Below are 25633 nucleotides of genomic sequence, written 5' to 3' on the forward strand. Positions count from 1 at the left end.
GTTCCTAATCGACGCTCGGTGCCAGAGTGGGGCTTTCACTCAATGTGTCGGTCGAACGGGCTTTGTTCGCCGATGCCTGTCGATGTCCCTCCACTCCGGCACCTTGCTCCTTTCTTGATGGTTCGTTGTCGAGCTACGAACCATACAAGCCTGTCGAAGCCTTCCCTCGCGAGCCCTCCAGCTTCCCCGTTCGGGCTGAGCCTGTCGAAGCCGTCCCTCGCGAGCCCTTCGACGGGCTCAGGGCGAACGGAGGTGAGGTGCCGAGCGCCGGGCGAAGCCCAGCCACGCGAGCCCTCCAGCATCCCCCCGTTCGGGCTGAGCCTGTCGAAGCCTCCTTCGCCAGCCCTTGAACAGGCTCAGCGCGACCGGAGCTGGTGTGTCGGGAGAGCTGTCCCGGGAGGGCTCATCACCCCGGCACCGGAAACGTCCCCGGCAGCAAGATCCTGCTGTCCACCTTGTCGCTACCGTCGCTGCGCCCGCACCACCTTCAGCAAGGCCTTGAGCACCGGCGAATCGTCGCCCTGGCGGTACAGGCAGGCGAGATCGATGTCGCGAAGATGGGTCGAGCGCAGCGGCCGGTAAACCACGCCGGGTGGCTGCAGGCTGGCGGCGGAGGCGGTGGTGATGCAGCAGCCGAAGCCGCCCGCCACCAGGGCGATGGCCGTGTAGACATCCTCCACTTCCTGCTCGACGCGCAGTTTCACGCCCTCGGCCTGGAACGCCTGCATCACCTGCTGCGCCAGCCCGGGCATGGGCACGTTGGGGTACAGCACCATGGGCTGGTCGGCCAGGGCGGTGATCGGGATGGCACGGCGCGTGGCCAGCGGGTGCGATTCGTGCAGCGCCACCCGCACCGGCTCACGCAGGATCACCTCCACCGCGATGCCCGGTTCCTCGGGAACCAGCCGGTTGAAGGCCATCGCGATGCGCCGCTCGTGCAGCGCCTGGATCTGCTGGGCCTTGGTCAGGTTGTGCAGGCGGATGCGCACCTGCGGCCGCTCGCGCCGGAAGGCAGACAGCACGCGCGGAATGGTGTTCAGCAGGGCCGCGCTGTAGATGCCGATGTCGATGGTTCCCAGCATGCCGGCGCCGGCGCGCTGGGCCTTGTCTTCGGCGCGCCGCACCATGGCCAGGATCTGCGGCGCCTCGTCGAGCAGCGCGCGGCCGGCCTCGGTCAGTTCCACACCGCGCGGGGTGCGCAGGAACAGCGCCGCGCCGATGTCGTCCTCCAGTCCGCGGATGGCGCGGGTGAGCGGCGGCTGGGCCATGTGCAGGCGCTCGGCGGCGCGGCCGAAGTGGCGCTCGTCGGCAAGCGCGACGAAGTAACGCAGCTGGCGCAGGTCCAATGGGGGCTCCCGGTTTGATACCGCCAAGGTATGGCGGCGGCGCAAATCCGTATTGGACACCCGGCCGTGGCCTGGCCGATAGTGCCGCCGTCGAACCACCAGGAGCCTTCCACCCATGCCCGACCAAGCCCTGTCCGATGCCGAGCTGGCGCAGGCCGCGCGCGAGCTGCGAGAGGCCGGCGCCAGCGGACGCTTCATCGAGCCGCTGCGCGAACGCTGGCCCCAGTTGGACACCCGGGGTGCCTACGCCATCCAGCGGCTGAACACGCGCGAGCGCCAGGCCCAGGGCCGCCGCATCGTGGGCGCCAAGATCGGCCTGACCTCGCGCGCGGTGCAGGCGCAGCTCGGCGTGGACGAGCCCGATTACGGGACCCTGTTCGACGACATGGGCTATGGCGACGGCGAGCCCGTGCCCTGGCGCGGGCTGCACCAGCCCAAGGTCGAGGCCGAGATCGCCTTCGTGCTGGGGCGCGACCTGGCGCAGGAGCGGCCGGGCCATGTCGATGTGCTGCGTGCCATCGACTACGCGCTGCCGGCCGTCGAGATCGTGGGCAGCCGCATCGCCGACTGGAACATCCGGCTGGTGGACACCATCGCCGACAACGCCTCCGCCGGTGCCTACGTGCTGGGGGCGACGCCCAGGCGGCTCGACGCCTTCGACCTGCGGATGTGCGGCATGGTGCTGGAGCGGCGCGGCGAGCCGGCCGCCACCGGCGCCGGGATGGCCTGCCTGGGGCACCCGCTGAACGCGGTGGTCTGGCTGGCGCGCACGCTGGCCGCGCTCGGGGCGCCGCTGAAGGCCGGCGACCTGGTGCTCTCGGGGGCGCTCGGCCCCATGGTCCCGGTGCAGCCGGGTGATGTGTTCGACGCCCGCATCCATGGCCTGGGCAGCGTGCGCGCCGTGTTCGAGGGGAATGCGTGATGGACCACCTGCAGGAACTGGCCAGGCTGCTGGACGATGCCGCCCGCCAAGCCACCGCCGTCGAGCAGATCGACCCCGAGGGCAAGCTGTCGCTCGAGCAGGCTTACGCCATCCAGGCGGAATCGCTGGCGTTGCGCGGGGCGCGCGGCGAACGCCGCGTCGGCGTCAAGATGGGTTTCACCAGCCGCGCCAAGATGGCCCAGATGGGCCTGTCGGACGTGATCTGGGGCCGCCTGACCGACGCCATGCGGGTGGAGGAGGGCGGCACCGTGGACGCGGCGCGCTACGTGCATGCCCGGGCCGAGCCCGAACTGGCCTTCGTGCTGGGCAGGCCGCTGCCCGGCGATGCCAGCGCCGCCGAGGCGCTGGCCGCGGTGGAAGCGGTTGCCCCGGCCATCGAGATCATCGATTCCCGGTATCGAGACTTCCGCTTCACCCTCACGGACGTGATCGCCGACAACGCCTCGTCCAGCGGCTTCGTGATCGGTCCCTGGTCCGATCCACGCGGCGACTTCGGCAACCTGGGCCTGGCGCTGTGCATCGACGGCCGGCCGGTGCAGGTCGGCTCCACCGCGGCGATCCTGGGCCACCCGATCCGATCCCTGGTGGCCGCCGCGCGGCTGGCCGCGGCGGCCGGCGAGCCGCTGCAGGCCGGCGCTATCGTGATGGCGGGTGGCGCCACCAGCGCCGAATGGATCAAGCCCGGCCAGTACGTCTCCATCGAGATGGAGCGGCTCGGGTCCGCCGGTTTCTCCGTCCGGGAGTGAAGGCATGCCGATCGCACACCTGAGCATCCTGGAAGGCCGTTCGCCCGAACTGAAGGCGCGCCTGATCGAGAACGTGGCGCGGGCCATCGCCGACAGCCTCGATGCGCCGCTCGAGTCGGTGCGCGTGCTGGTGCAGGAATACCCGCCCAGCCACTGGAGCGTGGGCACGCGGACCATGGCGCAGCGGCGCCCGGCAGCGGCCTCGCCCGATTCCGCTTCCAACTGATCCCTCCGGAGGAATCCATGCCCCAGCCATTGCGCGCCGCCATCATCGGAAGCGGCAACATCGGCACCGACCTGCTGCTGAAGATCCTGCGGCATGGCCGCCATGTCGCCGCCGGCGCCCTGGTGGGTATCGACCCGGCCTCCGATGGCCTCGCCCGGGCGGCGCGCCTGGGCGTGCCCACCACCGCGGACGGCGTGCAGGGCCTGGTGGCGATGGACGCGTTCGGCGACATCGACATCGTGTTCGACGCCACCAGCGCGGCCTCGCACCTGGACAACGAAGCCGTGCTGCGCCGCGCGAGGCCCGGCATCCGGATGATCGACCTCACGCCGGCTGCCATCGGCCCGTACTGCGTGCCGGTGGTCAACGGCGAGGAGCACCTGGATGCGCGCAACGTGAACATGGTGACCTGCGGCGGCCAGGCCACCATTCCCATGGTGGCGGCGGTGCATCGCGTGGCATCGGTGCGCTACGCGGAGATCGTCGCCAGCATCTCCAGCCGCTCGGCCGGGCCCGGCACGCGCGCCAACATCGACGAGTTCACCGAGACCACCGCACGCGCCATCGAGGTCGTCGGCGGGGCGACGAAGGGCAAGGCCATCATCGTCCTCAACCCCGCCGATCCGCCCCTGATCATGCGCGACACGGTCTACACCCTCAGCGAGCCTGGCAGCGAATCGGCGATCGAGGCCTCGGTGGCCGAGATGGTGGCGGCGGTGCAGGCCTACGTGCCCGGCTATCGCCTGAAGCAGCGCGTGCAGTTCGACCCGGTGCAGGGCCTGAAGGTGCCTGGCGTGGGCGAGGACCTGGCCGGGCTGAAGACCTCCATCTTCCTCGAGGTGGAGGGCGCGGCGCATTACCTGCCGGCGTTCGCCGGCAACCTGGACATCATGACCAGCGCCGCGCTGCGCACGGCCGAGCGCATGGCCGAAAAGATGCGGCGCGCCTGAAGGAGCACGACATGAACCCCGGCCGGAAGATCTATATCTCCGACGTGACGCTGCGCGATGGCAGCCACGCGATCCGCCACCAGTACAGCGTGGAGCAGGCCATGCGGATCGCCCGCGCGCTGGACGAGGCGCGGGTCGATTCGATCGAGGTCGCGCACGGTGACGGCCTGCAGGGCGGCAGCTTCAACTACGGCTTCGGCGCGCACACCGACCTGGAGTGGATCGCGGCGGTGGCCAGCGTGCTGCGGCACGCCAAGATCGCCACGCTGCTGATCCCGGGCATCGGCACCGTGCACGACCTGAAGGCAGCGCATGAGGCCGGCGCCCGCATCGTTCGGGTGGCCACGCACTGCACCGAGGCCGACATCAGCCGCCAGCACATCGAATTCGCGCGCCACCTGGGCATGGAAGCGGTGGGCTTCCTGATGATGAGCCACATGAGCTCGCCGCAGGCGCTGGCGCAGCAGGCCAAGCTGATGGAGAGCTACGGCGCCACCTGCTGCTATGTGGTGGATTCGGGCGGTGCGCTGGGCATGAACGACGTGCGCGAGCGCTTCCGCGCCTTCAAGGACACGCTGCGGCCCGAGACACAGACCGGCATGCACGCGCACCACAACCTGAGCCTGGGCGTGGCCAACAGCATCGTCGCGGTGGAGGAGGGCTGCGACCGGGTGGACGCCAGCCTGGCCGGCATGGGGGCGGGCGCGGGCAATGCGCCGCTGGAGGTGTTCGTCGCGGCGGCCGAGCGCCTGGGCTGGGAGCACGGCTGCGACCTCTACAAGCTGATGGACGCGGCCGACGACATCGTGCGTCCGCTGCAGGACCGGCCGGTGCGCGTGGACCGCGAGACCCTGGCCCTGGGCTACGCGGGGGTGTACTCGAGCTTTCTGCGGCACAGCGAGGCGGCGGCGCGCAAGTACGGCCTGAAGACCGTGGACATCCTGGTGGAGCTGGGCCGCCGCCGCATGGTGGGCGGGCAGGAGGACATGATCGTGGACGTGGCGCTGGACTTGCTGCGCCAGCAGGAGGCGCAGCCGCGGTGAGCAGCCGCCCGTGCCCTGCCTTCAGGTCAGCCAGGCCCGGATCACGCCAGGCGTATCGACCTGGCCATGCCCCGCCTCCACCGCCCCCTCGAACTGCCGCATCGCGGCCTGCAGCATGGGCACCTTCGCCTGGAGCATGCGGGCGTCGCCGGCGATGCGCTCCATCACCTCCAGCAGCGCCTGCGTGGAGCCGCCGCCCACGTCGTAGCGGCCGCTGGCCATGGCGGCGCCGCGGGTGGCCAGCACGCCCGAGCGGGCGATCGGCGGCAGGTTCTCCAGCAGCAGCGCCGGGTCCAGTCCCGCGCGGGTGAGCAGGGCCATCGCCTCGGCCGCCGCCGCCGTGTGTACCGCCAGCAGCAGGTTGGAGGCCAGCTTGAGCTGGGTGCCGGCGCCGAAGGCGCCGACCTGCGGCGCCTGCGCCGCGATTTTCAGCAGCAACGGGCGCACGCGCTGCGACACCTTCGCATCGCCGCTGACGTAGAACACGCCCTGCCCGGCATCGACCAGGGCGGGATTGCCCATCACCGGGGCGTCCAGCATGGAGGCGCCGGCAGCCTGCAGCTCGCGCTGCTGGCGCTCGCGCACCTCCAGCGGGCCCACGCCTGCATCGATGAACACGCGCCCGCGCACCTCGGCGCAACCGGCCTCCACCGCGCGCAGCACCGAGTCGATGGCGCCGGCCGGTGCGGTGTTGATGACCACGTCGCTCTGTTCCACCAGCTGCGGCACCGACAGGCAGACGATGCCACCGGCCTGAGCGAAGCTGGACGCGTCGCTGCGGCGAAAGCCGCAGGGTGCGAGGCCGGCGGCCACCAGCCGGCGCGTGATGGCCATGCCGATGCCGCCCAGGCCCAGGATTCCGACGCGCTCTGCGGGGTCCATCGCCAGCTCCTTCAACGGTCCGCAGCCGGCTGGCCGGACAGGCGCACCTGCAGGTCGGGGCTGCCTTCCATCAGGATCCACCGCCGCAGTTCGAAATCGACCGCGCCGCTGCGGATGAAGGGGTCGTCCGCCAGCAGCCGGCGCGCGGCGTCCTCATCGTCCACCCGCAGCACGGTGAGACCGCCGACCGCACCGCGCGGCCGGCCCGGCTGGTCGAACGGACCCGACGCGAAGATCGTGCCCTGCGCCTCCTGCCGCACCATCCACCGCAGGTGCTCCAGCAGCAGCTCGGGCGTCATGAGGGCGGCGTCGATGGTGCGGCGCAGCGCGACGTACAGCGGCAGGTTCGCCATGGGTTCGGTGAGCTGGCGCAGCTGCTCCTGGGTGGTGGCATGGTTCATCGTGCGAACCCTAGGCCCGCGCCGGCGGCGGCGCCACTCATTCCTGGAAATGCAAGCCATCACGGCGGTGAATCGGCCGGGCCGCCCCGGCATTCACCGGCTTGATGGCGCGTATTCGTGATCTTGAGTGGCCCGGGTCGCGCGCCCCGTCTACGCTGCGTTCCGGTTCCGACCACAAGACCAAAGGAGACTCCCGATGAATTCTGCACGTCGCTGCCTGTTCCTGGCCGCCGTCGCCTGCGCCGTCACCCTGCCGGTGCAGGCCCAGCAGACGGTCAACCTCACGATCGGCTCCAGCCACCCCACGGTGGTGCCCTGGGTGGGACTGATGCAGTCCTACCTGCAGCCTGAGGTGAACAAGCGCCTGGCCGCCGCGGGCAGCCCGTACAAGGTGGTCTGGCGCGAGGCCTACGGCGGCGTGCTGTACAAGGCCAATGCCACGCTGACGTCCGTCGGCGAGGGCATGGTCGACATCGGCTGGGTGTTCGCCGCCACCGAGGGCGCCAAGCTGCCGCTGACCCAGGTGTCCAGCTACGCGCCCGCGCTGACCGGCGATCCGCGCCACATCATCGAGGTCTTCAACCGCATGGTGCCCGGCACCCCCGCGCTCAAGGCCGAATGGGAAAAGAACAACGTGGTCTTCCTGGCGGCCACGGCGGCCGACACGCTGGACCTCTACACCAGCTTCCCGGTCAACGGCATCGCCGATCTCAAGGGCCGCAAGCTGGGCGCGGCCGGCGCCATTGCGCTGCTGGCCAGCGGCGCTGGCGTGGTGCCGGTGAACACCGCGCTGCCGACCATGTACAACGACGTGAAGACCGGCGTGATCGACGGCGCGATCTCCATCGCCTCGGGTGCGGTGGGCATCAAGCTCGACGAGGTCACGCCCTACATCACCCAGGCCGACCTCGGCTCGTTCCTCTCGGGCGCGATCGCGGTCAACCGCGACACCTGGGCCAAGCTGCCGCCGCCGGTGCGCGAGGCCATCCAGTCGGCGGCGGCCGACTACGGCAAGCAGCTGGGCGATGCCATGCTCCGCAGCCGTGAAGGCGCGCTCAAGGCCATGGTGCAGCGCGGCCAGTCGCAGAACCCGCCGGTCAAGGTCACGTCGCTGCCGGCGGCCGACCGCGAGCAGTGGATCCGCGGCCTGCCGAACCTGGCGCAGGACTGGGCGAAGAATCTGGACCGACGGAACCAGCCCGGCTCGCAGGTACTGGCGACCTACATGGCCGAAGTGCGCAAGCTCGGCGTGCGCCCCACGCGGGACTGGGACAGGTAATCCGCGTCCCTGGGTCCGGAGCGCACGATGGCCTCCCCCACCATGACCGAACCCTTGACGCCGCCGGCCGCGGCAACGCCGGGCCGGCGCCGCTGGCACGCCCCTGTCTTCGGACGCCTGCTCGATGCCCTGAGCGGCCTGGGCTCGCTGCTGATCGCCGCGATGATGCTGCTGGTCTGCGCCGACGTCGCGGCGCGCAACCTCCTCAGCCGCCCCATCACCGGCGTGACCGAGCTGGTGGCGCTGGGGGTGGTGGCCGTGGTGTTCCTGCAGCTGCCTGCGGCGTTGCGGCACGGGCGCCTGAGCCGGGCCGAGATCTTCATCGACGGCCTGCGCCGGCGCCGCCCGCGCGCCGCGGCCCTGCTGCAGGCCCTGCTGCACGCCTGCGGCTTTTTCTTTTGCGCCATCGTCTTCGCGGCCACGCTGTCGCCCTTCGCCAAGTCCTGGACCTCGGGTGACTTCATCGGCGTGGAAGGCGTGTTCACCGCGCCCACCTGGCCGGTGGTCGGCATCGTGCTGGTGGGCTCGGCCTGCACGGCACTGCAGTTCGCCCTGCTGGCGCTGCTCGAATGGGATGGCGCGGCGACCACCGGGGGAGATGCGTGATGGGCGGCATGGAAGTCGGACTGATATCGGTGCTGGCGCTGCTGGCGGCGGTGATCCTGGGCATGCACATCGGCATCGCGCTCGGGCTGGTGTCCTTCGCCGGCATCGTGCTGCTCAAGGACGGCGGCCTGGCCGCGCGCATGGTGGCCGCCACCGCGACCGATGCCTTGCAGGACCACGCCTTCGGCGTGGTGCCGCTGTTCGTGCTGATGGGAATGGTGGTGAGCATCTGCGGACTGGGCCGCGACACCTTCGACGTGTTCGAGCGGATCTTCCGCCGCGTGCGCGGCGGCCTGGGCGTGGCCACCGTCGGTGCCAATGCGGCCTTTGCCGCGGTGACCGGCGTGTCGATCGCCTCGGCGGCGGTGTTCACCAAGATCGCGGTGCCCGAGATGGTGCGGCACGGCTACCAGCCGCGCTTCGCCGTGGGCGTGGTGGCCGGCAGTTCGCTGCTGGGCATGCTCATTCCGCCCAGCCTGCTGATGATCATCTACGGCGTGCTGGCCCAGGAGTCGGTGGGCCGCATGTTCCTGGCCGGCATCGTGCCGGGCCTGCTGCTGGCGGTCGTCTTCTCGCTGATGATCCTGGGCATGGCGCGCTGGTGGCCGCGCAAGCTCTATGCCACGGCCGGCGGCCAGGCGCCTGCGGCGCTGGTGAACGACGGCGTGCTGGCCCTGTTGCGCAAGGGCGTGCCCATCGTGGCCCTGATCGTGGTCGTGCTGGGCGGCATCTACGGCGGCCTCTTCACCGCCACCGAGGCGGGCGCGGTGGGCGCCGCGGGTGCGCTGGTGATCGCTGCCCTGCGCCGCCAGCTGTCGGCTGGCCGGGTCTGGCAGGTGCTGGTGGAGACCGGCCACGTCACGGTGTCCATCCTGTTCCTGGTGCTGGCCGCCGCGCTGTACGCCCGCATGCTCGCGCTCAGCGGGCTGCCGGCGGCCCTGGCCGACCTGGTGGTGGGCGCGCAGCTCGGCTGGTGGGGCTTCATCGCGCTGTACGTGGCGCTGCTGCTGCTGCTGGGGTGCATCCTGGACTCGGTCTCGATCCTGCTGATCCTGGTGCCCATCGTGCTGCCCATCGCCACCACCATGGGCATGGACCTGATCTGGTTCGGCATCGTCACCATCGTGGCGGTCGAGATCGGGCTGCTGACGCCGCCTTTCGGTATTTCCGTCTACACCGTCAAGAGCAGCCTGGACGACCGCGGGATCTCCACGCGCGACATCTTCGCCGGCGCCATGCCCTTCGTGCTGGCCATGCTGGTGCTGCTGGCCGTGCTGGTGGCCTTCCCGGCCCTGAGCACCACGCTGGCCCGCCTCTAGTGCAGTGCTCTAGGGGCTATCCCGCTTTCTCCAGCGCGGCCCCGCCGGCTAGCATCGCCGGATGGCTGCTTCGCGGATCGACCTGAACCTGCTGCTGGTCTTCGAGGCCGTCCTCGAAACCCGCAGCACCACCCAGGCGGCGGCCCAGCTGGCGCTGACCCAGCCGGCGGTGAGCAATGCGCTCAACCGCCTGCGCAGCGCGCTGGGCGACCCGCTGTTCGTGCGCACCTCCGAGGGCATGATGCCCACCCCCATGGCCGAGGACATCGCCGCGCCGCTGCGCGAGGCCATCGAACAGATCCGGCGCACCCTGGGTCACCGCAGCGGGTTCGACCCGGCCACGTCCGACCGGCGCTTTCGCATCTACATGGCCGACGTCGGCCAGATGGTGATGCTGCCGGCCCTGCTGGAGGACCTGCAGCGCGAGGCGCCGGGCGTGTGCGTCGACACCGTGGCCCCGGTGGGAATCGCCCAGCGCGAGGCCGCCATGAGCCGCGGCGACGTGGACCTGGCCATCGGCTACTTCGAGGACTTCCAGGGGCCCTTCCACGTCCAGAGCCTGTTTCGCGAGCAGTACGTGTGCGTGGTGCGCAAGTCCAACCCGCATGTGGGCGAGAGCCTCGGCCTGGCCGAATATGCCCGCTTGCCGCATGCGGCCTACGTGCCGCGCGGCGGCGGCCACGCGGTGCAGGAACGGGCGATCGCGCAGGCCCTGGAGCCGCTGGGCGTGCAGCGGCAGGTGCTGGTGCGGGCCGCGCATTTCCTGGGCTTCACCCGCATCGTCGGCGCCACCGACGTGATCTCCACCCTGCCCAGCCGGCTCGCGCAATCCTGTGCCGAGGTGACCCCGGTGCGGGTGTTTCCCACGCCCTTCGACATGCCGGGCTTCGAGATCAGCCAGTACTGGCACCAGCGCTTCCACCACGACCCGGGCATCGTCTGGCTGCGCCGCCGGGTGGCCAAGCTGTTCGCCTTCTCCGGCGCCGATGGCGCGTTGCCAGCCGAGCGGGCGACGGCGGCGTGCGAGCTGCCAGCCTGCCTGGCCGAGGATGCGCTTTCCGCCGACTGCGCGAGTGAGCGACTGAGCGACTGAGCGGCCGGGCTGCCGTCCCATCACGGACCTGAATGGTCCGGATTCCATGACTCAATTGGCCAGCGTGCGGGCCGCTGACCAGAATCGGGTGCATCGAATTCCTGGACGCAGCGCGCGGCCCCATGACGCCTCCCACCACCTTGAACTTCATCGGCAACGAGTACCTGGCCGGCGGCTCGGACCGCTGGTTCGACAACCGCTCGCCGGTGGACGGCTCGCTCGTCTCGCGCGTGGCCGAGGCCGGGCCCGCCGAGGTCGACGCCGCCGTGCGCGCCGCCCGCGCCGCCCTGGGCGGGCCCTGGGGCCGCATGCCGCTGGCGCAGCGGGCGCAGCTGCTGCACGCGGTGGCCGACGAGATCGAGCGCCGCTTCGACGACTTCCTGCAGGCCGAAGTCGCCGATACCGGCAAGCCGCACAGCCTGGCGCGTCGGCTGGACATTCCCCGCGGCGCCGCCAACTTCAAGGTGTTCGCCGACGTGGTGAAGAACGTGCCCGGCGAGTTCTTCGAGATGGCGACGCCGGACGGCAAGGGGGCGCTGAACTACGCCTTGCGCGTGCCCAAGGGCGTGATTGCCGTGATCGCGCCCTGGAACCTGCCGCTGCTGCTCATGACCTGGAAGGTGGCGCCGGCGCTGGCCTGCGGCAACACCGTGGTGGTCAAGCCCTCGGAGGAGACGCCGAGCACCGCCGCCCTCCTGGGCGAGGTGATGAAGACGGTGGGCGTGCCGCCGGGGGTCTACAACGTGGTGCATGGTTTCGGCCCGGGTTCGGCCGGCGAGTTGCTCACCCGGCATGCCGATATCGACGCGGTCACCTTCACCGGCGAGACCGGCACCGGCGCGGCCATCATGCGCAGCGTGGCCGACCGGGTGCGGCCGGTGTCCTTCGAGCTGGGCGGCAAGAACGCGGGCATCGTGTTCGCGGATGCGGATTTCGATGCCGCCGTGGAGGGCATCGCCAAGGCCGCCTTCGAGAACACCGGCCAGGTCTGCCTGGGCACCGAGCGGGTCTATGTGGAGCGGCCCATCTTCGAGCGCTTCGTGCAGGCGCTCAAGGACAAGGTGGAGGGCTGGCAGATCGGCCGGCCCGATGACGCGGCCACCGTGCTGGGCCCGCTGATCAGCCGGCAGCACCGCGAGAAGGTGCTGGGCTATTACCGCCTCGCGCGCGAGGGCGGCGCCACCGTGGTCACCGGCGGCGGCGTGCCCGACGTCGGCAGCGACCTGCAGGACGGCGCCTGGGTGCAGCCCACGATCTGGACCGGCCTGCCCGAGGACCATCCGGTGGTGCGCGAGGAGATCTTCGGCCCTTGCTGCCACGTGCGCCCCTTCGACACCGAGGAGGAGGCCGTGCGCCTGGCCAACGACACCGACTATGGGCTGGCCTGCACCGTCTGGACCACCCAGCTGCAGCGCGCCCACCGCGTCGCCTCGCAGATCCAGGTGGGCATCTGCTGGGTCAACGCCTGGTTCCTGCGCGACTTGCGCACGCCCTTCGGCGGATCGAAGCTCTCCGGCATCGGCCGCGAGGGCGGGGTGCATTCGCTGGAGTTCTACACCGAGCTGCGCAATGTCTGCGTCAAGCTCTGAAGCATTCGTGCGAAGGCCCCCGCCATGATCAAGCTGCACGACATCCGCTATTGCCGCGTGGGCGTCTCCAACCTGGAGGACGCGACCCGCTTCGCCACCGACATCCTGGGGCTGGACATCGCGCGCCGGGACGGCGGCGCCGTGTACTTCAAGTCCGACGACCGCGACCACACGCTGGTGTATTTCGAGGGCGACCCGCGCGACCACGTGGTGGCCTTCGAGGCCGGCAGCCCCGAGGAGATCGAGCAGGCCGCGGCCCAGCTGGAGCGCGCGGGCATGCCGGTGCGCTACGGCAGCGACGCCGAGCGCGACGCGCGCCGGGTGCGGGCCATGATCGCCTTCCGCGAGCCCAGCGGCACGCAGATCGAGCTGGTGTTCAGGCCTGGCCATTCGGGCCGCCGCTACCACGGCCGGCGCGACGCCGGCATCACCGGCTTCAGCCACGTGGGCCTGTGCACCACCGACAGCCGCCGCGACGAGCAGTTCTGGACCCGCATGTGCAGCGCCCAGGTCAGCGACTGGATCGGCGAGGCGCCGCTGCTGCGCATCGACGAGGTGCACCACAAGATCGCGCTGTTCCCGACCACGCGCAGCGGCATCCAGCACATCAACCATCAGGTCGAGGGCATCGACGACCTGATGCGCTCCTGGTACTTCCTGCGCGAGCGCGGCGTGCGCATCGTGTTCGGCCCGGGCCGGCATCCGACTTCCGGCGCGCGCTTCCTGTATTTCGAGGGACCGGACGGGCTGGTGTACGAGTACTCCACCGGGGTGCGCAGCATCACGGCGGCCGACGTCGAGGCCGGTTACCGGCCGCGCCAGTTCCCCTTCGACCCCACCGGCTTCTGCATGTGGGGCAGCAAGCCCGATATCCCCGAGTTCCGCAGCTGAAAGGACCTGCCGTGGCTGGCGACACCTACACCATCACCCTGCAGCCCAGCGGCCACCGCTTTGCCTGCGACCCCGACACCGAGGTGCTCCGCGCCGGCCTGGAGGCGGGGCTGTTCATGGCCTACAGCTGCCGCTCGGGCGTGTGCAACACCTGCCGCGGCCGCATCGTCGCGGGCGCGGTGGACTGGGGCGCCGTGCATCCCAAGTACCTGACCGAGGAAGACAAGCGGCGCGGCTATTCGCTGCTGTGCCAGGCGAGGCCGCGCTCGGACCTGGTGATCGAGGTGGGCGAGATCGATGCCGGCCAGGCCATCCGCGCCAAGTTCATGCCGGCGCGCATCCTGCAGATGCAGCGCGTGGCGCCCGATGTGATGGTGCTGCAGGTGGGCCTGCCCATGAACGAGCCCACGGTGTTCCGGGCCGGCCAGTACGTCGAGTTCCTGCGCCCGGACGGCTCGCGCCGCAGCTACTCGGTGGCCAGCGCGCCCAGCAACGACGGTGTGCGCTCCTTCGAGCTGCACGTGCGGCACGTGCCGGGCGGGCCGTTCACCGAACACGTCTTCGGCACCATGCAGCCGCGCGACGTGCACAGGATCGAGTTCCCCCTGGGCTCGTTCTTCCTGCGCGAGAAGAACGACAAGCCCATCGTCATGCTGGCCGCGGGCACCGGCTTCGCACCCATCAAGTCGATGCTGCTGGACATGATCCGGCGCGGGCTGCAGCGGCCGGTGACGCTGTACTGGGGTGGCCGCCGTCGCGCCGACCTGTACATGCACGAGCTGTGCGAGCAGTGGACGCGCGAGCACGAATGGCTGCGTTATGTGCCGGTGCTCAGCGAAGCCAGCCCGGACTGCCGTTGGGAAGGGCGGCACGGTTTCGTGCATCGGGCCGTGATGCAGGACCTGCCCGACCTGTCGGGGCACCAGGTCTATGCCTGCGGATCGCCGGTGGTCGTGGAGGCCGCGCGGCACGATTTCAGCGAGCGCTGCGGCCTGTCGCCCGACGACTTCTTCGCCGATTCGTTTCTCACGGCCCGCGAAAAGGCGGGCGCCTGAATGCATTGCCCACGTCACAAGGAGACGCCATGACCGACCTGCTTCCCGCCAACTGCCGCGTGCCGCTGCCGCCCACGCAGCGCGCCTCCGCGGTCAAGCCCTTCTGCCTGAGCCACGGCACCCTGGAGTGCTACGACATGGTCAGGACGCGCCGCTTCTACGAAGAGTTCCTGGGGCTGGAGTGCGTGCGCCACGGCAAGCCCGCCATGGCCGTTCGCCTGGGGATGCGCTTCCACATCGTCTGCGTGGAAGTGGGCGAGCAGCTCAAGCCGGTGAACATGCTCAACCACTGGGGCGTGGACGTGGCCACCCGCGAGGAGGTCGATCGCGCCCATGCCGACGCGCTGCGCCTGAAGGACGAATACGGCATCCGCCAGGTCGGCAAGCCCCAGGACATGCACGGGGTGTACTCGTTCTACCTGGTCGACCTGGACCACAACTGGTGGGAGGTCCAGCACTATGCCAACGGCTTCCTGCATGACGACTATTTCGACTTCGGCGACCGCTTCGCCATGGCCGACGGACGCAACTTCGAGCGCGAGGACGAGCTCGCGATCCGCGTGGAGACCGCGTGATGACGATTCAGCTCGTGAGCTACCGCAGCGCCGGCGACGCCGGTGTCCGCACGGGCCTGCTGCTCGACGGCCGGATCTACGCGTCCGGGCGCTACGGCGCCATGCAGGAGGTGCTGGACGACTGGACGCAGGCCAGCACCCAGCTGGCCGGGCTGCCTGCGAAGCTGCGCGAGCGCGAGCCGGTGGCCGGTGCGCAGCTGGTGGCGCCCTTGCCCAACCCGCGCACCATCTACTTCGCCGGAGCCAACTATCTCGATCATGTGGACGAGATGAGCGCCCGCAGCGGCATGCCGCTGGAGCGCGACCCCAAGGGCAAGGGCTACAAGCCCTGGTTCGCCATCAAGGCATCGGGCCCATCCATCGCCGGCCCTGGCGCACAGGTGTCGGCGCCAGCTGGAACGCGCATGCTGGACTGGGAGATCGAGCTGGCCGTGGTGATCGGCCAGCGTTGCCGCAACCTGCCGCGCGAGCGCGCCCATGAGGTGATCGCCGGCTACACCGTGGCCAACGACCTGTCGGCGCGCGACGCGTTCGCCCGGGAGGGCGTGGCGGGCGAATCGCCCTTCAAGTGGGACTGGATCGGCCAGAAGAGTTTCGACGGTTCCTGCCCCATCGGCCCGGCCATCACGCCGCAGGCCTTCATCGGCGACCCCATGAACCTGGCGATGAAGCTGTGGGTCAATGGTGAGCTGATGCAGGACTCGAACACCTCGCAGATGCTGTTCGACATCGGCGACCAGTTGGCGCAGCTGTCCTCCCGCATCACCCTGCAGCCGGGCGACCTGGTCCTCACCGGCACGCCGGCGGGCGTGGGCATGGGGCGCGGCGTGTTCCTGCAGCCGGGCGACGTGGTGCGCCAGTGGATCCAGAACATCGGAGAGTTCGAGTTCTCGATCGCGGCGGAGCCCGCCACGTGAAGGCGAATGCCGCCGACCAGCTGGAAGTGCGGCTGGCCGCCCGTGCGCTGGGCCGCCACGGGCTGGCGCATGCGTATGGCCATTGCAGCAAGCGGCTGGATGCCGATCACTTCCTGGTCTGCGCGCCCAGGCCCATGGGCCTGATCGCCCCCGGCGAGGACGGATGGGTGGTGCCGGTGCAGGGGCCCTTGCCCGAAGGGGTGCTGGGCGAGGTGCGGTTGCACCAGCAGGTCTACCGTCGCCGGCCCGATGTGGGGGCGGTGACCCGCAGCATGCCGCCGGCCACCATGGCGCTGGGCACTGCGCGCCGCGTCCCGCGTGCCCGGCACGGGCTGGGGGCCTACTTCGGCGCCGGGGTTGCGCTGTGGAACGACCCGCAGCTCGTGCGCGAGGACGCCCGCGCCGCCGCCGTGGTCGACGCCATGGGCCAGGCGCCGGCCATCGTCATGCGCGGTAACGGCCTGGTCACCGCCGCCGACAGCCTGCCGGTCGCGGCGTCCCTCGCCTGGTACCTGGAGGACGCGGCCCGGCTGGAACTCGCGGTGCTGGGTGCCGGGCTGGAGTTGTCGTCGCAGGTCCTGTCGGCGGACGAGTGCGCGCGCCGCGCCACCCGCGACGGCGCGATCTTCGAGCGCATGTGGGCCTGGCTGGTGGCCGGCGACCCTGAACTCGGCTGAAGGGTCAGTAGGTCCCTGGCAACAGGATGCTGCGGTCCACCTGCTGGATGTCCGTGCGGCCGCAGAAGGCCATGGTGACGTCCAGCTCCTTGTGGATGATTTCCAGCGCGCGCGTGACGCCGGCCTCGCCCATGGCGCCCAGCCCCCAGAGCATGGCGCGGCCGATGTAGGTGCCGCGGGCGCCCAGGGCCACGGCGCGCAGCACGTCCTGGCCCGAGCGGATGCCGCCGTCCATGTGCACCTCGATGCGGTCGCCGACCGCCGCCGCGATCTGGGGCAGGGCCGAGATGGAGGAGGGCGCGCCGTCGAGCTGGCGGCCGCCGTGGTTGGACACCACCAGCGCGTCGGCGCCTGATTCGACCGCCAGGCGTGCGTCCTCCACGTCCTGGATGCCCTTGAGGATCAGCTTGCCGCCCCAGCGCTGCTTGATCCATTCCACGTCGCGCCACGACAGGGTGGGGTCGAACTGCTTGGCGGTCCATTCGGACAGCGAGCCGATGTCTTCCACGCCCTTGACGTGCCCCACGATGTTGCCGAACTGGCGGCGCCGGGTGCCCAGCATGCCCAGGCACCAGCGCGGCTTGGTGGCCAGGTTCAGCAGGTTGCGCAGCGTGGGCTTGGGCGGGGCCGACAGGCCGTTGACGATGTCCTTGTGCCGCTGTCCCAGCACCTGCAGGTCCAGCGTGACGACCAGGGCCGAGCAGTTGGCAGCCTTGGCCCGGTCGATCAGGTTGCCGATGAACTCGCGGTCCCGCATCACGTAGAGCTGGAACCAGAACGGGTGGCCATCGGTGCCGCGCGACACGTCCTCGATGGAGCAGATGCTCATGGTCGAGAGCGTGAACGGAATGCCGAACTTCTTGGCCGCGCGTGCCGCCAGGATCTCGCCGTCGGCGTGCATCATGCCGGTGAGGCCGGTCGGCGCAATGGCCACCGGCATGGCGGCCGGCTGGCCGACGAAGGTGGTGCGGGTGCTGCGCCCGGTCATGTCCACCGCCACCCGCTGGCGGAACTTGATGCCCTGGAAGTCGGCCTGGTTGGCGCGGTAGGTGCTCTCGGTCCACGAGCCGGAGTCGGCATAGTCGTAGAACATGCGCGGCATGCGCCGCTGCGCGAGCACGCGCAGGTCTTCGATCTGGGTGATGACGGGCACGGGGTCTCCTGGCAGCTGTAGCGCGGCCGATCCTAGCTCGCCAGGGCCACGGTGCCTGGGGCCCGCGCCTATTTTTCGAGCAGGGCCAGCAGTTCTTCGGGGGCGACGGGCTTGACCAGGTGGGCGTCGAAGCCGGCCTGCATGCTGCGGCGGCGGTCGTCCTGCTGGCCCCAGCCGGAGACGGCCACGACGCGCAGCTCGCGGCCCCAGGGCTGGGCGCGGATGCGCTCGCAGGCCTCGTAGCCATTCAGGCGCGGCATGCCCAGGTCGAGCACGATCGCGTCGGGACGCAACTGCTCGGCCTTCTCGAAGCCTTCGAGACCGTCGTAGGCGGTGGCGGTGCGGCAGCCCATGATTTCCAGTACCTCGGCGAGGGTGTCCGCCGCATCGTGGTTGTCATCGACCACCAGCACGTGGAGGGCGGCCTGTACGGCCGGGGTGTAGCTCTGGGTCATCGGTGCGCGGTGCGCGGGGGTGCGCTCGGGGAAACGGGGAGGATTTTCGTATGCAAATTGGAGGTGCCGGCGCAGCTTACATGCTGTTGCCGGGACCCTCGATCCGCCCCCGGTGGCGTGCGATCTGGGCTCGCACCTGGTCGGGCGCCGTGCCGCCCAGCACCTTGCGCGCCTCCAGCGAGCCGCGCAGCGACAGCACCTCGAACACGTCCTGCTCGATGGCGGCGTGGAAGCGCTGCAGCTCGGCCAGCGGCAGCTGCGCCAGGTCGAGCCCGCGCTCGCTGGCGGCCTTGACCGCATGGGCCACCGTCTCATGCGCGTCGCGGAAGGGCAGGCCCTTCTTGACCAGGTAGTCGGCCAGGTCGGTGGCCGTGGCGTGGCCGCGCAGGGCCGCGCGTTCCATGGCCTCGGGCCGCACCGTGATGCCGCCCACCATCTCGATGAAGATGCGCAGCGTGTCCTTGAGCGTGTCGACGGTGTCGAACAGCGGCTCCTTGTCTTCCTGGTTGTCCTTGTTGTAGGCCAGCGGCTGGCCCTTCATGAGCGTGATCAGGCCCATCAGGTGGCCGACCACCCGGCCGGTCTTGCCGCGCGCCAGCTCGGGCACGTCGGGGTTCTTCTTCTGCGGCATGATCGACGAGCCGGTGGTGAAGCGATCGGCCAGCTCGATGAAGCCGAAGTTCTGGCTCATCCAGATGATCAGCTCCTCGGACAGGCGGCTCACGTGCACCATGGCCAGCGCGGCGGCCGCAGTGAACTCGATGGCGAAGTCGCGGTCGCTCACCGCGTCCAGCGAGTTCTGGCACACCCCTTCCATGCCCAGCACCTGCGCCACGCGCTCGCGGTCCAGCGGGTAGCTGGTGCCGGCCAGCGCGGCGGCGCCCAGGGGCAGCCGGTTGACCCGGCGGCGCACGTCGGCCAGGCGCTCGGCGTCCCGCGCGAACATCTCCACATAGGCCAGCATGTGGTGGCCGAAGCTCACCGGCTGCGCCACCTGCAGGTGCGTGAAGCCGGGCAGGATGACCTCGACATGGCGCTCGGCCAGGTCGACCAGGGCGGATTGCAGGCCGGCCAGCAGGTCGGCGATGAGGTCGATCTCGCCGCGCAGCCACAGGCGCACGTCGGTGGCGACCTGGTCGTTGCGGCTGCGGCCGGTGTGCAGCCGCTTGCCGGCGTCGCCCACCAGCGCGGTGAGGCGTGCCTCGATGTTCAGGTGCACGTCTTCCAGGTCGAGCTTCCAGTCGAATTCGCCGCGCTCGATCTCGGAGGCGATCTGGGCCATGCCCTGCTCGATGCCGGTGAGGTCCTGCCCCGAGATGATCCCCTGCGCGGCCAGCATCTGCGCATGCGCCAGCGAGCCGTCGATGTCGGCGCGCCACAGGCGCTTGTCGAAGCCCACGCTGGAGGTGTAGCGCTTGACCAGCTCGCTCATGGGCTCGGAGAACAGGGCCGACCAGGCTTGGGACTTTTGATCGAGTTGGCTGATGGACATAGGGGGAATAATCGAGGCTGGTCAGTCCAACCGACGATGAAGAAGGAAGAGGTCCGCCCGCGGACGCTCCGATGAGGGAACCCGAAATTTTATCGAGCTTCGCCACCTTGCCCGGCCGGGCGTCGCCACCCGCGCTTGGGCCGCTGGTGTTCGACGCCTGCCATGCGGGGGTGGTGCTGCGCACGGTGCTGTTCGGCGAAGCCGTGGTCTGGGTGGGCGCGATGTTCGTCTCCAGCGGTTTCATGGACTGGCTGGCCCGCGCCGCCTTCCTGGGCGGGGGCGCACTGGCGGCCATCCTGCTGTGGCTGCTGGTGGCCTGCAGCTTGAAGCGCGTGCTGGCGCGCCTGCCGCTGGTCGTGCAGCAGGCCTTCGGCACGGCGCTGGGGGTGGTGGCGGGCCTGTATGGCTGTGCCATGGTCTGGTTCATGGGCGGGGCCGGGGGGGCCTCGCCCTGGCTTGCCTCGGGCGCGACCGGGGGCCTGATGGCCTGGGCTTTCGTCGCCGCGCTGGCGTGGCGCAGCAAGGGCCGCCTGCCGGCGGACACCACGGCCCGGCTGGCCGAACTGCAGGCGCGCATCCGTCCGCACTTCCTCTTCAACACCCTCAACACGGCCGCGGCCCTGGTGCGCGAAGACCCGGCGCGGGCCGAAGCCGTGCTCGAAGACCTGGCCGATCTGTTCCGGCACGCGCTGGCCGAGCCTGGCGAAGCGGTGTCGCTCTCGGAAGAGGTGGACCTGGCCCGCCGCTACCTGGACATCGAGCAGGTGCGCTTCGGCGACCGCCTGCGCGTGGAGTGGTCGCTCGACCCTCGCGCCGGCGCCGCACGGGTGCCGCCGCTGGTGCTGCAGCCGCTGGTCGAGAACGCCGTGAAGCATGGCGTGGAGCCCAGCGCCGAGGGCGCACGGCTTCGCATCAGCACCGAGCGGCGCGGCGGCGCGGTGGTGGTGAAGGTAGCCAACACCGTGCCGGCCGGCCAGGGCGATGCGGGCCTGGGCCTGGCGCAGCAGAACGTTCGCGAGCGTCTGCGTTTGATGCACGACGTGCATGCCCTGTTCCAGAGCGGGCTGCAGGACGGGGTCTACCAGGTGCGGCTGGAGGTGCCCGCCTGATGCTCCCGCCGTTGCAGGTGCTGTTGGTCGACGACGAAACGCTGGCACGTTCGCGGCTGCGCCGGTTGCTGGGCGAGTGCCGCGCGCCGGCGGCCGAGGTGGCTGCCGAAGCCGGCAACGCGGCCCAGGCCATGGACTGGCTGCGCCGCCAGCACTTCGACCTGGCGCTGCTCGACGTGCGCATGCCCGAGACCGACGGCCTGGCGCTGGCGGCCGCCATCCGCCGTCTGCCCGAGGCGCCGCCGGTGGTCTTCGTCACGGCACACAGCGACCACGCGCTGCGCGCCTTCGACCTCGACGCCCTGGACTACCTGACCAAGCCGGTGCGCACCGAGCGCTTGCAGCAGGCCCTGCAGAAGGTCGAGCGGCACCTGCTGGCGATGCGCGGCGGGGCTGCGGTGGCGCCCGAAACCATCGTCATCCAGGACCGGGGTCAGATTGTTCGGCTTCCGCTGTCGGAGGTGATCTATTTCAAGGCCGAACTCAAGTACGTGACCGTTCGCACGGCAAGCCGGAGCTATATTGCCGATGACTCGTTGAGCGAACTGGAAGAGCGGCACGGTGCGCTCTTCCTGCGGATCCACCGCAATGCCCTGGTCGCCCGTCGCGCGCTGCGCGCGCTCGAGCGGCACGACGACCCCGAAGAGGGCGAGGGCTGGGCGGTGCGGCTCGACGGGCTGGACGAGGTGCTGGCGGTGTCACGCCGGCAACTGGTCGCCGTGCGGGAGGCGCTCACGCGTTGAGGGAGAAGGGGCTTCCTTGAAGAACAGGAACACCCATGGACTCCGACAAGAAAGTGGACGAGGTTCTGGCGCAGGTCCCACCGCCTGACACCATCGATCCGAAGCAGCCGCCCGGCGTGGTGCTGCACCCCGCGGCCGACCCGCGCAACATCGCGCTGGCGGTGCTGGCCTCCCTGGCGGTGCTGGCCGTGCTGCACCTGGCCAGTGCCTTCTTCATCCCGCTCATGCTGGGCTTCGTGTTCTTCTACGCGCTGGCCCCGGTGGTGGACGGCATGGCCCGCCTGCGCATCCCGCGCGCGGCCAGTGCGGGGGTGCTGATCCTGTCCATCCTGGGCAGCCTGGCCGGCCTGGCATGGTCGCTCAGCGACGACGCCAACCAGCTGATCAACAGCTTGCCCGACGCGGCCGAACGCATGGCCGAGGCCATCCGCAAGCGCGGCGAGGCGCAGCCCACGCCGCTGGACACCGTGCAGCAGGCGGCCAACGAGATCGAGCGCGCCGCCACGCCGAACGGAACACCGCCGCCCCCCGTGCCCGGCGACGTGCAGCGCGTCGTGGTCGAAAAGCCGCCCTTCAACATCCGCGACCACATCTGGACCGGCACCCTGGGCCTGGTCGCGCTCCTCGGCCAGATCGTGATCGTGGCCTTCCTCACCTTCTTCCTGCTGGTCTCGGGCGACACCTTCCGCCGCAAGCTGGTGAAGATCGCGGGGCCGGGCCTGAGCACCAAGAAACTCACCGTGCAGGCGCTGGACGAGATCAACGTGCAGATCCAGCGCTACCTGCTCGTGCAACTGCTGGCCAGCCTGCTGGTGGGCGTGGCCACGGCGGCGGTGTTCTGGTACATGGGCATGGAACATGCGGCCGTGTGGGGCGTGGCCGCGGCGGTGCTGAACCTGGTGCCCTATGTGGGGGCCATCATGGTCACGGGCGGCGCGGCACTGGTGGCCTTCCTGCAGTTCGGCGACATCCAGGCCGCGATGGGCATCGGGGCCGTGTCGCTGGTGATCAATACGCTGGAGGGCTACCTGCTGGTGCCCTGGTTGACCAGCAAGGCCAACAGCATGAACGCGGTGGCGGTGTTCATCGGCGTGCTGGCCTGGGGCTGGCTGTGGGGCGTGTGGGGATTGTTGCTGGGCATCCCGATCATGATGGTGGTGAAGGCCGTGTGCGATCGGGTGGATGAATTGAAGCCGGTGGGGGAGTTGCTGGGGAGCGAGTGAGCGCCGCCGCACGTCCCCCATCCAATCGACAGGAGACCGAGATGCGATTCATGGTGATGGTCAAGGCGACCCGGGACAGCGAGGCGGGCGTCATGCCCACGCCCGAGGAATTCGCCGCGATGGGCGCGTTCAACGAGGAGCTGGTGAAGGCCGGCGTGATGGAGGCGGGCGAGGGCCTGCATCCCAGCTCGCGCGGCGCGCGGGTCGCGTTCTCGGGCCAGGAGCGGCGGGTGATCCAGGGGCCGTTTGCCCAGACCAATGAGCTGGTGGCCGGCTTCTGGATCTGGAAGTGCGCTTCGCTGCAGGAAGCGATCGACTGGGTGAAGAAGTGCCCGAATCCGATGCGCACCGACTCCGAGATCGAGATCCGGCAGATCTATTCGGCCGAGGACTTCGGCGAGGCGCTGACGCCGGAGCTGCGCGAGCAGGAGGAGCGGCTGCGCCGCGAGGTGCAGGGGCGGGCGGGGGGCGGATGACACAGGTTGCGAACCAAGGGATCGCGAGCAACCTGAGCGTCCACGTGCTACTTGTCGCGCGTCGAGGCGGGCTGCGAGCGTGGCGCCATGGGCTCGGGGAAAAGACGCGTGATCGCTCTTCATGGCTCGGGCCGGGGTGATGCAGGAGGGACCTGCGAAATCCAGTCGTGGCCGTCAGGAGCCCGGCTGCAGCGACGCGACGAAGCCTTGCAGGAACTGCTGCAGCTGCGCCTTGATCTTCTCGTCCACCATCTCGCCGGAATCACTGAACACCTGCCCCGCGCGCGAGACCTGCAGGCGCCCACCGAACCAGGGCCGCGTGCCCAGCGTGCGGAGCACGGGCAGCCAGGCGTTCTGCGCGAGGATGGTGCCGAAGCCACCCGGCGACGCGCCGATCACGGCGACGGGACGGTTGCCGAACACCCGCGCTATGTCCGATGCGGGGCGGCTGAGCCAGTCGATGCCGTTCTTCATCACGCCCGGGATGCCGTTGTTGTATTCGGGCGTGGCCAACAGCAGGGCGTCGCAGCCGACGATCCGCTCCTTCAGCTTCTGCACGGCCGCCGGAAGGCCGTCGCGCGCTTCGTCGTCTCCGTCATAGAGCGGGATGCCGTGCAGGGTCGCGATGTCCAGCGTCGCACTCGCCGGCATCAGGCCTGCCGCGGCGCGCAGCAGCGCGGTGTTGTATGAGCCCGAGCGCAGGCTGCCGGAGAGGCCGAGAATCGTGGTCATGGGGCTCCTTCTGTACTGCAGTGTTCACGACGATGCCTGAGCGTCGGTCATGCATGGAACGATACGCCGCCTCGCGCGGATGAGGTCCCCGGTCGCGTTTCCCGCAGACGCGCAGCCAGGTCGGTGAGCAGCCGCATCCTTGGCCCGCTATGGCGCGGAATCTCGTCTCGTTCCTCGTCTCGTTTACGATTTGCGCGACGCCGATCACGCACCGCCCCCGGGTATCGGGCGGACCGGCCTCAATTTGGCGTCCCACGCACGAAAGGCAGACGCATGAGTCCGATTTGGCCCGCCATACCTTATCCGCCCTGGCGCGAAACCTGTTCGGCGCTGCACCTGTACGCGCAGATGATCGGCAAGTACCGCTTCGCCCGGGCTCCCTGGCAGAACCATTCCTGGCAGGCAACGCTCTATGTGAATGCGCGCGGCTTCACCACCTCGCTCGTGCCTGATGAACCGAGCGGAGTGGAGATCACCCTCGACCTCGTCGATCACGCGGTGGTGGGCGCAGCGACCGACGGGAGGATGGCGCGATTTGCCCTTGGCCCGATGTCGGTAGCCGATTTCCACGCGCACTTCCTCCGACTGCTCGGCGAGCTGGGGGCCACGCCCGCTCTCCACGGCCGGCCGAACGAGGTGCCGGACGCTGTGCCTTTTGTCGAGGATCGCGCCGAGCGGCCATACGACCGCGATGCCGTCAGCCGCTTCTTCCGCGCGAGTGTGTTGGCTGACCGCGTATTGAAGCGCTTCCGCACGGGCTTCCTGGGCAAGGCCAGCCCTGTGCACCTGTTCTGGGGCAGCTTTGACTTAGCGGTGACGCGCTTCTCCGGGCGAGCCGCGCCCATGCACCCGGGCGGCATCCACGCGCTGCCCGACGACGTCACGCGCGAAGCCTACAGCCATGAGGTGTCCTCTGCCGGGTTCTGGCCGGGCGGCGGTCCGATCGACTACCCGGCCTTCTACTCCTACGCGTATCCCGCTCCGGCCGGTTTTGCCGAAGCGCACGTCGAGCCCGAGGGCGCCTTTTACAGCAAGGAACTTGGTGAGTTTCTTCTGCCGTACCACGCGGTGCGGCAGGCCGCCGATCCGGAAGCGGCGCTGATGGCGTTCCTGGAAAGCACCTACCGAGCGGCCGCCGACCTCGGCGGCTGGAATGTCAGCGCACTCGAATGCGCGATCGGAGAGCCACGCCAACCGCGCGCGCTCCAGGCTCTTGGGGAACAGAAGGAGCAACGGTGATGACCGAAATGCCGAAAGACGGCTTCACGATCGCACGGGAAGAGGGATTGTCCAAGGGTCGGTACGTGGTGCGGCTGGACGGCCACGAAGCCGAGATGAGCTATTCGCGCACTGGCGAACGGATGATCATCATCGATCACACCGGCGTACCGGACGCGCTGCGCGGCCGCGGAGTTGGTCTGGCGCTGGTGCGGCGCGGCGTGGAAGACGCGCGGAGGGAGGGGCGCGTCGTGATCCCGCTGTGCCCGTTTGCCAAGGCTCAAATTGCCCGCCACTCCGAATGGCAGGACGTGCTGAAGCGCTGATTGCGAACGCCACACCCGAACTCGGTGGAAATGAGGGCGCTGGCAAGCCTGGACCGTTTCCGACGCCGCGCAGTGCTCGCACTTGCGATGTTGCCGACGAAGTGATCTATCACGTTGCAGATGATCAAGTCGATCCGGGGGTACGAACGGCACACCGCCAATTGCCGT

At 70.0% G+C, this 25633-nt stretch carries 28 protein-coding genes; 21 read left to right on the plus strand and 7 right to left on the minus strand.

Annotation, left to right across the window (positions count from 1 at the left end; translation table 11 throughout):
• Positions 1-461: 461 nt before the first annotated feature.
• Positions 462-1346 carry a LysR family transcriptional regulator gene (locus JI739_RS21845; RefSeq protein ID WP_201686140.1) on the minus strand — a complete coding sequence of 295 codons (885 nt, stop codon included), beginning with the start codon at positions 1344-1346 and terminating at the stop codon, positions 462-464.
• Between the two features lie 115 nt (positions 1347-1461).
• Here JI739_RS21845 and JI739_RS21850 point away from each other — a divergent pair, with 115 nt between their 5' ends.
• Genes JI739_RS21850 through dmpG form a run of 5 tightly spaced genes read left to right on the plus strand, consistent with a single transcriptional unit; the run spans position 1462 to position 5254 of the window.
• The gene (locus JI739_RS21850; protein WP_201686141.1) at positions 1462-2268 is read left to right on the plus strand and encodes a 2-keto-4-pentenoate hydratase; all 807 of its coding nucleotides are present in this window, start codon (positions 1462-1464) and stop codon (positions 2266-2268) included.
• The gene (locus JI739_RS21855) at positions 2268-3035 is read left to right on the plus strand and encodes a 2-keto-4-pentenoate hydratase (RefSeq protein ID WP_201686142.1); all 768 of its coding nucleotides are present in this window, start codon (positions 2268-2270) and stop codon (positions 3033-3035) included. Before JI739_RS21850 ends, JI739_RS21855 begins: the two co-directional genes overlap by 1 nt.
• 4 nt (positions 3036-3039) lie before the next feature.
• Positions 3040-3261 carry a tautomerase family protein gene (locus JI739_RS21860; RefSeq protein ID WP_201686143.1) on the plus strand — a complete coding sequence of 74 codons (222 nt, stop codon included), beginning with the start codon at positions 3040-3042 and terminating at the stop codon, positions 3259-3261.
• Positions 3262-3278: 17 nt separating this feature from the next.
• On the plus strand, positions 3279-4211 hold the full coding sequence (locus tag JI739_RS21865; protein WP_201686144.1) for an acetaldehyde dehydrogenase (acetylating): 933 nt from the start codon (positions 3279-3281) through the stop codon (positions 4209-4211).
• An 11-nt stretch (positions 4212-4222) separates the two neighbouring features.
• Complete coding sequence (gene dmpG, locus JI739_RS21870) at positions 4223-5254, plus strand: 4-hydroxy-2-oxovalerate aldolase (protein ID WP_201686145.1); 1032 nt, start codon at positions 4223-4225, stop codon at positions 5252-5254.
• Positions 5255-5275: 21 nt separating this feature from the next.
• Here dmpG and JI739_RS21875 read toward each other — a convergent pair whose 3' ends face one another.
• Both JI739_RS21875 and JI739_RS21880 read right to left on the minus strand, forming a co-directional pair.
• Positions 5276-6136, minus strand: coding sequence for an NAD(P)-dependent oxidoreductase (locus tag JI739_RS21875; protein WP_201686146.1), 861 nt, complete (start codon positions 6134-6136; stop codon positions 5276-5278).
• Between the two features lie 11 nt (positions 6137-6147).
• A complete protein-coding gene (locus JI739_RS21880; protein WP_236589973.1) occupies positions 6148-6537 on the minus strand; it encodes a YciI family protein in 390 nt (129 codons plus the stop codon).
• Between the two features lie 196 nt (positions 6538-6733).
• Between JI739_RS21880 and JI739_RS21885 the strand changes: the two genes are divergently transcribed.
• The 10 genes from JI739_RS21885 (at position 6734) to JI739_RS21930 (ending at position 16538) form a co-directional block, all read left to right on the plus strand.
• Positions 6734-7816: a C4-dicarboxylate TRAP transporter substrate-binding protein gene (locus tag JI739_RS21885; protein ID WP_201686147.1), complete on the plus strand. Its 1083-nt coding sequence runs from the start codon at positions 6734-6736 to the stop codon at positions 7814-7816.
• Positions 7817-7843: 27 nt separating this feature from the next.
• Positions 7844-8422: a TRAP transporter small permease subunit gene (locus JI739_RS21890; protein WP_201686148.1), complete on the plus strand. Its 579-nt coding sequence runs from the start codon at positions 7844-7846 to the stop codon at positions 8420-8422.
• Positions 8422-9741, plus strand: a complete 1320-nt coding sequence (locus JI739_RS21895; protein ID WP_201686149.1) for a TRAP transporter large permease — start codon at positions 8422-8424, stop codon at positions 9739-9741. Before JI739_RS21890 ends, JI739_RS21895 begins: the two co-directional genes overlap by 1 nt.
• 61 nt (positions 9742-9802) lie before the next feature.
• On the plus strand, positions 9803-10834 hold the full coding sequence (locus tag JI739_RS21900) for a LysR family transcriptional regulator (RefSeq protein WP_201686150.1): 1032 nt from the start codon (positions 9803-9805) through the stop codon (positions 10832-10834).
• Positions 10835-10956: 122 nt separating this feature from the next.
• Entirely contained in the window at positions 10957-12423 is a 1467-nt protein-coding gene (locus tag JI739_RS21905) for a 2-hydroxymuconic semialdehyde dehydrogenase (protein WP_201686151.1), read from the plus strand.
• Between the two features lie 24 nt (positions 12424-12447).
• Complete coding sequence (locus JI739_RS21910) at positions 12448-13314, plus strand: VOC family protein (protein ID WP_201686152.1); 867 nt, start codon at positions 12448-12450, stop codon at positions 13312-13314.
• A gap of 11 nt (positions 13315-13325) precedes the next feature.
• Positions 13326-14369: a CDP-6-deoxy-delta-3,4-glucoseen reductase gene (locus JI739_RS21915; RefSeq protein WP_201686153.1), complete on the plus strand. Its 1044-nt coding sequence runs from the start codon at positions 13326-13328 to the stop codon at positions 14367-14369.
• 29 nt (positions 14370-14398) lie between these two features.
• On the plus strand, positions 14399-14944 hold the full coding sequence (locus JI739_RS21920; RefSeq protein ID WP_236589974.1) for a VOC family protein: 546 nt from the start codon (positions 14399-14401) through the stop codon (positions 14942-14944).
• Entirely contained in the window at positions 14944-15861 is a 918-nt protein-coding gene (locus JI739_RS21925) for a fumarylacetoacetate hydrolase family protein (protein ID WP_201686154.1), read from the plus strand. Before JI739_RS21920 ends, JI739_RS21925 begins: the two co-directional genes overlap by 1 nt.
• Positions 15858-16538, plus strand: a complete 681-nt coding sequence (locus tag JI739_RS21930; protein WP_201686155.1) for a class II aldolase/adducin family protein — start codon at positions 15858-15860, stop codon at positions 16536-16538. Before JI739_RS21925 ends, JI739_RS21930 begins: the two co-directional genes overlap by 4 nt.
• A gap of 4 nt (positions 16539-16542) precedes the next feature.
• On the opposite strand, the gene JI739_RS21935 is transcribed toward JI739_RS21930, so the two are convergent.
• From JI739_RS21935 to argH, 3 genes are all read right to left on the minus strand, one after another.
• Positions 16543-17691: an alpha-hydroxy acid oxidase gene (locus JI739_RS21935; protein WP_201686156.1), complete on the minus strand. Its 1149-nt coding sequence runs from the start codon at positions 17689-17691 to the stop codon at positions 16543-16545.
• 68 nt (positions 17692-17759) lie between these two features.
• Positions 17760-18146, minus strand: coding sequence for a response regulator (locus JI739_RS21940; RefSeq protein ID WP_201686157.1), 387 nt, complete (start codon positions 18144-18146; stop codon positions 17760-17762).
• Between the two features lie 76 nt (positions 18147-18222).
• On the minus strand, positions 18223-19632 hold the full coding sequence (gene argH / locus JI739_RS21945) for an argininosuccinate lyase (RefSeq protein WP_201686275.1): 1410 nt from the start codon (positions 19630-19632) through the stop codon (positions 18223-18225).
• 77 nt (positions 19633-19709) lie between these two features.
• Here argH and JI739_RS21950 point away from each other — a divergent pair, with 77 nt between their 5' ends.
• The 4 genes from JI739_RS21950 to JI739_RS21965 are packed head-to-tail and all read left to right on the plus strand — an operon-like array spanning position 19710 to position 23189.
• Positions 19710-20747, plus strand: coding sequence for a sensor histidine kinase (locus JI739_RS21950; RefSeq protein ID WP_201686158.1), 1038 nt, complete (start codon positions 19710-19712; stop codon positions 20745-20747).
• Positions 20747-21490, plus strand: coding sequence for a LytR/AlgR family response regulator transcription factor (locus JI739_RS21955; RefSeq protein WP_201686159.1), 744 nt, complete (start codon positions 20747-20749; stop codon positions 21488-21490). Before JI739_RS21950 ends, JI739_RS21955 begins: the two co-directional genes overlap by 1 nt.
• Positions 21491-21525: 35 nt before the next feature.
• On the plus strand, positions 21526-22713 hold the full coding sequence (locus JI739_RS21960) for an AI-2E family transporter (RefSeq protein WP_201686160.1): 1188 nt from the start codon (positions 21526-21528) through the stop codon (positions 22711-22713).
• A gap of 41 nt (positions 22714-22754) precedes the next feature.
• Positions 22755-23189, plus strand: coding sequence for a YciI family protein (locus JI739_RS21965; protein WP_201686161.1), 435 nt, complete (start codon positions 22755-22757; stop codon positions 23187-23189).
• A gap of 174 nt (positions 23190-23363) precedes the next feature.
• On the opposite strand, the gene JI739_RS21970 is transcribed toward JI739_RS21965, so the two are convergent.
• Positions 23364-23921, minus strand: a complete 558-nt coding sequence (locus JI739_RS21970; protein ID WP_201686162.1) for an NADPH-dependent FMN reductase — start codon at positions 23919-23921, stop codon at positions 23364-23366.
• A gap of 273 nt (positions 23922-24194) precedes the next feature.
• On the opposite strand from JI739_RS21970, the gene JI739_RS21975 reads away from it, so the two are divergent.
• Together JI739_RS21975 and JI739_RS21980 are read left to right on the plus strand one after the other, a co-directional pair.
• The gene (locus tag JI739_RS21975; protein ID WP_201686163.1) at positions 24195-25160 is read left to right on the plus strand and encodes a DUF5996 family protein; all 966 of its coding nucleotides are present in this window, start codon (positions 24195-24197) and stop codon (positions 25158-25160) included.
• Positions 25160-25465 carry a GNAT family N-acetyltransferase gene (locus JI739_RS21980; RefSeq protein ID WP_201686164.1) on the plus strand — a complete coding sequence of 102 codons (306 nt, stop codon included), beginning with the start codon at positions 25160-25162 and terminating at the stop codon, positions 25463-25465. The genes JI739_RS21975 and JI739_RS21980 overlap by 1 nt, the downstream gene beginning before the upstream one ends.
• The last annotated feature ends 168 nt before the right edge of the window (positions 25466-25633 follow it).

Source organism: Ramlibacter aurantiacus (genome assembly GCF_016722895.1).
GTDB lineage: Bacteria > Pseudomonadota > Gammaproteobacteria > Burkholderiales > Burkholderiaceae_C > Ramlibacter > Ramlibacter aurantiacus.